Below are 7,280 nucleotides of genomic sequence, written 5' to 3' on the forward strand. Positions count from 1 at the left end.
CCTCCCCCCCACGGCGGCGGCGCCCCCCGAGGGCACGCGCCGGCGCATCCTGGAGACGGCCCTGCAGCTCTTCGCGAGCCGCGGCTATCACGACACGTCCATTCGGGACCTGGCCGCGGCCCTGGAGCTGCGGCCCAGCGCGCTGTACGCCCACTTCGCGGCCAAGGACCACGTGCTCGCGGAGCTGGTGCGCATTGGCCACGAGGCCCACTTCGAGGCCCTGGAGTCCGCGCTGCAGGGCGCGCAGCCCACGCCCGTGGCCCAGGTGCGCGCGCTGGTTCATGCGCACACGCGCGTCCACGCGGAGCATCCGCAGCTCGCGCTGGTGGTGAACGAGGAGTTCTATGCGCTGACACCGGAGCTGGCGGCGCCCGCGCAAGCCTTGCGAGACAGGGCCTCCGCCATGTTGATGGACGCCATCCAGCGCGGCATGGCCCAGGGACACTTCTCCCCACTCCATCCCGCAATCACCGCCGCGGCGATTATCGGGATGGGCTCGCGCATCCCCCACTGGTTCGAGCCGGACGGCCCCATCGCGGTGGAGACCCTGGCGGCCACGCACGCCGAGCTGGCGCTGCGGATGCTGGGGAGTGCCTCCGGCGCGTGAGGACGGGCGGCTACCCGCGGAGGTGCCTGCGGCCCGACGCCACCTGGAACGCGTACACCCCCAGCGCGGCGATACCGGCGAGGAGGACGACCCATAGCAAGCCGCCCACGACGACGCGAGTCACCGTGAGCACGACCCAGAGCGCGAGCAGCCCCAGGCCCACGTAGAACAGCCCCTTCATTCTTGGCCTCCATGGCGCGGGGAGTCCCTTCAAGTTTGGGGACGCCTCGCATGCGCGACAGGGTCCGGCTGCACGGCGGGTTGCCCACCGTTGAATCTTCCAGGCGGGCTCGCGTCAGAAGGCACATCCACCGTAACGGCGGATCCTTCCTCTCGCTGGACACCCTCCTCATCATGATGACTCGCACGCTCTGGAAGCTCACGGCGCTCTCCCTCACCCTGTCCGCCCCCGCCTTCGCCGCGGACTGGCGCAACGACGGCAACCTCCGGCGCAAGGAGGTCAAGAGCACCGAGGCGCTCGAACAGGCGCGAGAGGACCGGGGCTTCGCGCTGGGGCTGCGCGCTGGCTACAGCCTCCCGCTGGGAAGCGCCGTGGGTTCCGACCGGGGCGAAAGCCCCAAGATGCGTGACGCGTACAGCGGCGCCATCCCCTTGCAGGTGGACGTGGGTTACTTCTTCAACTCGAACGTCTCCCTGGGTGCCTACTTCCAGTATGCGCCCGTGTTCCTCGCCGAAGACTGCGGCGCCGACCTCAGCTGCTCCGCCAACCAGATGCGCTTCGGCATCAACGCGGCCTACCATTTCTTCGCGAGTGAGAAGCTCATGCCCTGGCTGGGCCTGGGCATCGGCTACGAGCTGCTCGACACGAAGCTCTCCGCGAGCGAGGGAGACATGGAGACCACCATCGGCGCGGGCGTGCGCGGTATCGAGTTCGCCTCCGTCCAGGGCGGCGCCGACTACCGCGTCAACGACACGTTCTCCATCGGGCCCTACCTGTCGCTGGCGGTCGGCGTCTACCAGACGGCGACCGCCAGCCTGGAGACGAAGAACGTGCCCATCCTCGGCGACATCTCCGAGTCCGCGTCGGAGAGCATCGACGACAAGGCGGTCCACGCCTGGCTGTCCGGCGGCGTGCGGATGCAGTTCCGCTTCTAAAGCGAGCACTGGCCCGCGGATGAGGGGGACCGCCCCACGCACCCGCCGTGAGCGCCCACCTCGCCAGCAGCGCCCACGCCCCTGCGTGGCAATACCGCGCCACCTCGGGAGCCATGGCCCACCGTGAATCCATGAGGCCCCCGCCCACCGGAGCGGGCGGGGGCCTCGTCACCACGAAGCCGGACGTCAGTGATACGGCGTGACGCTGACCGGGGAGCCGAGCTCGCTCTGGAGCTGCGTGCGAGCGCTGCTGCTCAGCGGCCACCGCCACGAATACTGGAAGACGTCCGCCAGGTTGACGCCCGCGGCCCGGCTGGCGGCGAAGACGAAGTTGTCCGCGGCATGGAACGGGCTGGTGACGTTGGAGAGCGTCGCCGCCTCCTTCCAGACATTGTTGATGAAGTTCCAGCCGTGCTGCCGGTGCAGCCGGAAGACGATGGACGCGAACAGGTCCGTCGAGTTGCGTCCGGCGAGGCCGCTGTTGGCCCGCAGCGTGTTCGACCAGTCATAGCGGTAGCACGTTGAGCCGCCGGGCGTCGTGGGCGTCGTCGTGGCCCCCGACGTGCCGCAGGCCACCGTGGTCGTCCGGTAGGTGTCCACGAGGCCCAGAATCTGGGTGTAGAGCGTATTGTGCGCGCTGTTGCCCGACAGGCCCTCGTAGCTCATGGCCAGGAACCGCATCGCCACCGCATAGCCCGTCCGGATGCTGTGGCCGTAGTTGGCTTCGTTCGAGGAGAGCTTGGTTTCATAGAACCAGTAGTTCCGGCCGAGCTCGTAGTAGGGCGTGCTGTCATGGACCCCCGCCGCGGCGTCGGGGCACATCTGGTCCCGGAACACCTCGAACTTGAACTCCACGCCGGTAAATCCACGGTAGCCGCACGCCACGCCGACACAGGGCAGCGCCGCTCCGCTGGGCAGCACCGCGAGGCTGTTCAGCTCGTCGTAGTGGAGGTGTTGCGGCGGGTCATCTCCCGTGACCTCGGCATAGAAGTCGACGCCCTTGTCGATTCCCGTGACGATGTGCTGAATCTGCGGCGTGGTGCAGGTCGTCCGGTCAGGCGTCCGCAACGCGATGTTTCGCCCCTTCCACAGATAGAGCTCAGGCTTGTAGCTGGGGACTTGAGCCGTCGCGTATTTGTTTCTGAGCACGCAATACCAGGAGTATGGGTCGCTGTAGTTCTGGTACGCGGCCTCGTAGCCCTCTTCAATCTCCACGCCATCGACATAGTGCTTGTACTGGTCCCGGCACGCCCGGTTGAGGTCCATGGACTTGGCCTGGCTCTGGTGCCAGCACTTCCAGCTGAAGGCCGTGGGATTGGGCTGCTGGAGATACGAGAACGCGGTGGAGCCATAGAGCGTCTGGCAGTGCTGGGTCAGATTCATCCCTGGCAGCGTCATCGCCTGGCCAGAGGCACTCCATGGCACCACGATGGCCAAGGCCAGCACCAGCGCCTGGAGCCCCTGCTGAGATAGCATCGCGCGCACGGCGCCCCGGACGCCATGCGTCAACTGTAAACGTTTCATGTGGACTTCCCCCTCTGCGACTGTTTCACGCCCCCTGATTCAAGGTTCGTGGTCTGGCACGTCGCCGCGACATGCAGGAATTACCCTCCTGTCACACCGGGAGTAAAGTGTATTTTGAGTATTTCATATCAACGCGCGGTCGACCTCAGTCCAACAGGTGCGGGTTGCGCAGGATGAGCAGCCCAGCCTGCACGGTGGCGGCGTAGTCATTGAGTTGCCCGGCGTCGATGAGCACCGTGGCATCCCGGCTGCCGCCCGCGGCAAGCGCCGCATCCACCTTCTTCGCCCCCTGGTTGTACGCGGCGAGGGCCAGCCGCCAGTCGCCATAACGCGCGTGCAGGTCCGACAGCAGCGAGGCGGCGGCCTGGCTTTCCCGCGCCACGTCCAGCCGCTCGTCGCGCGCCTCGCTGACCTCCAAGCCGTAGCGCCGCGCCGTCTCCGGGATGAACATCCACACGCCCGCGCCGCGCATGCCCGGCGCCAGCGAGGGCCGACCATCCGCCTCCGGCATGTTCGTCGCGGCGGATTCAACGACGGCCACGGCCAGCAGCCCCTCGGGCAGCCCCCGCGCGCGCAGCGGCGCGGAGAGCGCCTCCCGGTGTGTCTTCAGGTTGGCCAGCGCGCGCTTCATGAACGCGCGTCCCTTCTCCGAACCGGTGAGCGTGTTGAGCCGCGCCAGCACGTGCGCGTCCACCACCACCGGCAAATCTCCCTCCGGCTGGCTGGATCGGGCGAGCGCCTGCGCCTCCACGAGCGTCACCGCGCGGCCCTGCGCCACGCCTTGTGACAGCGCCGCGAGCGGCACCAGGACGAGACACAGCGCGGCCAGGAGCGAGGAAACACCCTGGGCACGGGCGGGACGAGGCTGGAAGAGCATCTGGATTCTCCGGGTGGTGGGGTGGGACATGCCGGTGGCTCCGGCGGGAAGAGACGGCTTGAGCGGAAGCGTCAGCGCCGCCTGAAGCAGACACCGCGCGTAGGCGTGCGCCTGGACGCGGCCACCGGCCACCAGCGCTTCGTCACACGCCAACTCCTGGAGCGCGGCCATCCACCGGGACAAGCCATGGGCGCCCGGGTGCCAGAAGAAGGCGCCCGTGAGGACGAGCCGCGCGAAGGCCCGGTGCGTGTCGCGCTGACGGTGGTGCTGGAGCTCGTGAAGCACCGTCAGCCGGAAGGACTCCGCGTCCTCCAGCAGCGCGGGCGGCACCACCACCCACGCGGAGGGCTGACGCCCGGCGCGCGGAAACCACGCGGAGAAGGCCGGCATGCCCGCCTCGCCCAGCACCACGGCGACACGCCCCACGCCGCGCACGCGAGGCAGCGACTCCAACTGGCGCAGCAAGCGCGCATGCCGCGCCAGCGCCCAGGTGATGAAGGCGCCGCCTCCCACCAGGAGCGCCAGCGCCGCCGCGGGCAGCACGGGCGGCAGGGCGGGCGCGGCCTCCCGCACCCAAGCAGGCTTTGCCACCGGAGGCGGCTCCCACAAGGGCGCGGGCAGCCGGCCCGCGTGGCGCGCCACGGAGCGCTCGAAGGTGAAGCGGGGCCCGGTGGGCATCAGCGCGTGCACGGCCACGGCGAGCCATGGAAGCACCAGCACGAGCAGCAACACGCCACGCGCCACGCTCGAGGACTGCCGCGCCGACAAGGGACGGCCCAGCCGCGACAGCAACGCCAGCGCCAGCCAGGCCAGCGGCGGCGCCACGGCGAGCAGCAGCGCCTGCGTCAGATAGAGCGACGCGAGCTCCCGCAGCGCGGCGCTCACGGCTTGCGCCCCTTCGCGTCGAGCAGCTTGCGGAGCTGGTCCACCTCCGAGGCGGACAGGGGCACCGCCTCCACCAGCCGCGCCACCAGCGCGGAGGGCGTGCCGTCGAACACCGTCTCCACCAGGTGGCGCACGCTCTGCGCCTCATAGGCCTCGCGCGGCAACACCGCCGAGTACAGGTGGCCACGGCCCTGCTTGCGGCTCTCCACCACGCCCTTCTGCTCCAGGATGCGCAGCACCGTGGACACGGACGTGTACGCCAGCGCGCGCTCCGGCGGCAGCGCGGCGAGCACGTCCGCCACACTCACCTCACCGAGGCGCCAGACGAGGTGCATCAACTCCAACTCCACCGGCGTCAACGGCCGTGGAGCCACTTCGGGCTCAGGCTTGCGAGTCACGAGCGAACCTCCGTGACACGCAAACTACTAAGAGATTAGTTCTTAATCAACTAACAAATTAGTTGCTCACGGACGGAAGCGCCCTCCCTACACACCGAGCGCCTCCCGCAGCTCCGGCAGGCGCCGCGACTGCACCGCGCCGTAGACGAACCGGTCCGGCCGCAGCACCACCACGTCCGCGGCGTGCTTGGAGAACCAGTCCGCCAGCTTCCCGGTGACGTCCACCACGGCGGGCGCGCCCTCGCCAGCGCCGTCCACCGCCTCCGCCGGAGGATGGAACGTCAGCATCCGGCCCCCCAGCGACTCGGCCAGCTCCCGCGCCGCCTCCCGCTCCGCTGACGGCGCGTTGCCCCGGCACAGCACCGTGAACTCATTGCCCAGGGTGTCGTCCAGCAGGACCTCCTCGCCCGACGGCAGCTTCACGCGCGGCTGGATGAAGTACTCGCTCTTGTCGCCGAAGTAGTAGCCGCTCGCGTGCGCCGGGGCCTCCTTGAACTCGAAGCCCTCGATGAACTTGCGCACCCGGGGGATGCGCTGAAGGGTGCGCAGCAGCGCGTCACGCGCGGAGGCCACCCAGGGGTTGCGCGCCAGGAACAGGTGCCCCACCCGGACACACAGCTTCTGCACCGCCTCCACGTGCGGCCGGCGCTCCTGCTCATAGGTGTCCAGCAGCGACGCGGAGGACTGCCCGTGCAGCACGCGCTTCAGCTTCCACGCCAGGTTGGACGCATCCCGCATCCCCGACACCAGGCCCTGCCCCATGAAGGGCGGCATGGTGTGCGCCGCGTCGCCCAGCAGGAAGACGTTGCCGTGGCGCCAACGCGCCGCGTTGAGGCAGTGGAAGGTGTAGACCTGCGCCCGCTCGATGCGCACCCGCTTGGGGTCCACGTACGGCGCGATGAGCTCGGCGATGGTCTCTGACTTCTCCAGCTGCTCGCGCGTCTCGCCGGGCATCATCATGAACTCCCAGCGAATCTGGTTCACCGCGCCGGTGGCCACGAAGGCCGGGCGCTTCGGGTCGCACACGAAGCGGCAGATTTCCGGCACGTCCCCTTCCACCACGGTGCCGGACACCGCCAGCCAGGGCTCGCCGTAGGCCCGCCCCGCCATCGGGATTCCCATCGCCTTGCGCACGCCGCTGCGCGCCCCGTCACACGCCAGCAGGTACTTCGCGCGGATGGAGCGCTGCTCCCCGGTGCGCGAATCGCGGTAGCGCACCGTCACCCCGTCGGAGTCCTGCACCACCCCCTCCACACTCACGCCCTTGCGCAACTCCACGTGCTCGAAGCGGTTGAGCCCGTCACGCAGCGCGCCCTCCAGCAGCGGCTGGTGGAAGAACCACAGCGGCGTGTGCCCGAAGCCGAAGTCCGTCTCGCCGGTGTGAATCTCCGCGAAGCGCTTGCCCGTGCCGCCCACGTACTCCGCGAAACGGCTTTCCCGCATGTTGCTTTGCAGCAAATCCAACAGTCCGGTGGACTGGTAGATGCGCAGGCCTTCGTCGTCGCACGAAAAGGCCCGGGGCTCGCCGTGCGGCGTCACGTCCCGCTCCAGCAGCAAGGTGCGCACACCCATGAGACCCAGCAGGTTGCCCGTCAACGCCCCCACCGGACCACACCCGCTGATGATGACGTCCACCTGCGCGTCCGACTGCTGACTGTCACAACCCATGGATGCCTCCTGGGGCAATGTCTGGCATTTTTAATAACGAATCAGGTGTGACCACGGTGTGACGGGTCCGGAAGTCTGGAACACCATCCGCTCAGAGCGGCGAGCTGCCGTGTGACGGAAAAAGCACACGCAAAAATTGTCACCGCTGGGGCAATCCCTACCCGTGACGGAGGTTTTCGGCGAACGTGTTACCTTAGGGCCCCGC

General features: G+C 68.8%; 7 protein-coding genes. 2 read left to right on the plus strand and 5 right to left on the minus strand.

Annotated features, from left to right (window positions below; all coding sequences use genetic code 11):
* Window positions 1–607: TetR/AcrR family transcriptional regulator (locus HV826_RS35660; protein ID WP_255217579.1), on the plus strand; the 607-nt coding region annotated here is incomplete at its 5' end.
* A gap of 10 nt (window positions 608–617) precedes the next feature.
* On the opposite strand, the gene HV826_RS35665 is transcribed toward HV826_RS35660, so the two are convergent.
* Window positions 618–788 (minus strand): hypothetical protein, encoded by a 171-nt coding sequence (locus HV826_RS35665; RefSeq protein WP_176421473.1) that lies wholly within the window; start codon window positions 786–788, stop codon window positions 618–620.
* Window positions 789–961: 173 nt separating this feature from the next.
* Between HV826_RS35665 and HV826_RS35670 the strand changes: the two genes are divergently transcribed.
* Window positions 962–1,723, plus strand: a complete 762-nt coding sequence (locus tag HV826_RS35670; protein WP_176421474.1) for an outer membrane beta-barrel protein — start codon at window positions 962–964, stop codon at window positions 1,721–1,723.
* A gap of 186 nt (window positions 1,724–1,909) precedes the next feature.
* Here HV826_RS35670 and HV826_RS35675 read toward each other — a convergent pair whose 3' ends face one another.
* From HV826_RS35675 to HV826_RS35690, 4 genes are all read right to left on the minus strand, one after another.
* Window positions 1,910–3,247 (minus strand): calcium-binding protein, encoded by a 1,338-nt coding sequence (locus HV826_RS35675; protein WP_176421475.1) that lies wholly within the window; start codon window positions 3,245–3,247, stop codon window positions 1,910–1,912.
* 145 nt (window positions 3,248–3,392) lie between these two features.
* A complete protein-coding gene (locus HV826_RS35680; RefSeq protein ID WP_176421476.1) occupies window positions 3,393–5,009 on the minus strand; it encodes a transglycosylase SLT domain-containing protein in 1,617 nt (538 codons plus the stop codon).
* Window positions 5,006–5,407 carry a BlaI/MecI/CopY family transcriptional regulator gene (locus HV826_RS35685; RefSeq protein WP_176421477.1) on the minus strand — a complete coding sequence of 134 codons (402 nt, stop codon included), beginning with the start codon at window positions 5,405–5,407 and terminating at the stop codon, window positions 5,006–5,008. Before HV826_RS35685 ends, HV826_RS35680 begins: the two co-directional genes overlap by 4 nt.
* Window positions 5,408–5,494: 87 nt before the next feature.
* The gene (locus tag HV826_RS35690) at window positions 5,495–7,075 is read right to left on the minus strand and encodes a bifunctional 3-(3-hydroxy-phenyl)propionate/3-hydroxycinnamic acid hydroxylase (RefSeq protein WP_176421478.1); all 1,581 of its coding nucleotides are present in this window, start codon (window positions 7,073–7,075) and stop codon (window positions 5,495–5,497) included.
* Between the last annotated feature and the right edge of the window lie 205 nt (window positions 7,076–7,280).

Origin of the sequence: Myxococcus sp. AM010 (assembly GCF_013372585.1) — a bacterium.
Lineage (GTDB): Bacteria > Myxococcota > Myxococcia > Myxococcales > Myxococcaceae > Myxococcus > Myxococcus vastator.

Bases quoted from the DNA above. Each gene is read 5' to 3' on its own strand.
- HV826_RS35665 (WP_176421473.1), bottom strand. From the start codon at position 788: ATGAAGGGGCTGTTCTACGTGGGCCTGGGGCTGCTCGCGCTCTGGGTC.
- HV826_RS35670 (WP_176421474.1), top strand. From the start codon at position 962: ATGATGACTCGCACGCTCTGGAAGCTCACGGCGCTCTCCCTCACCCTG.
- HV826_RS35675 (WP_176421475.1), bottom strand. From the start codon at position 3,247: ATGAAACGTTTACAGTTGACGCATGGCGTCCGGGGCGCCGTGCGCGCG.
- HV826_RS35690 (WP_176421478.1), bottom strand. From the start codon at position 7,075: ATGGGTTGTGACAGTCAGCAGTCGGACGCGCAGGTGGACGTCATCATC.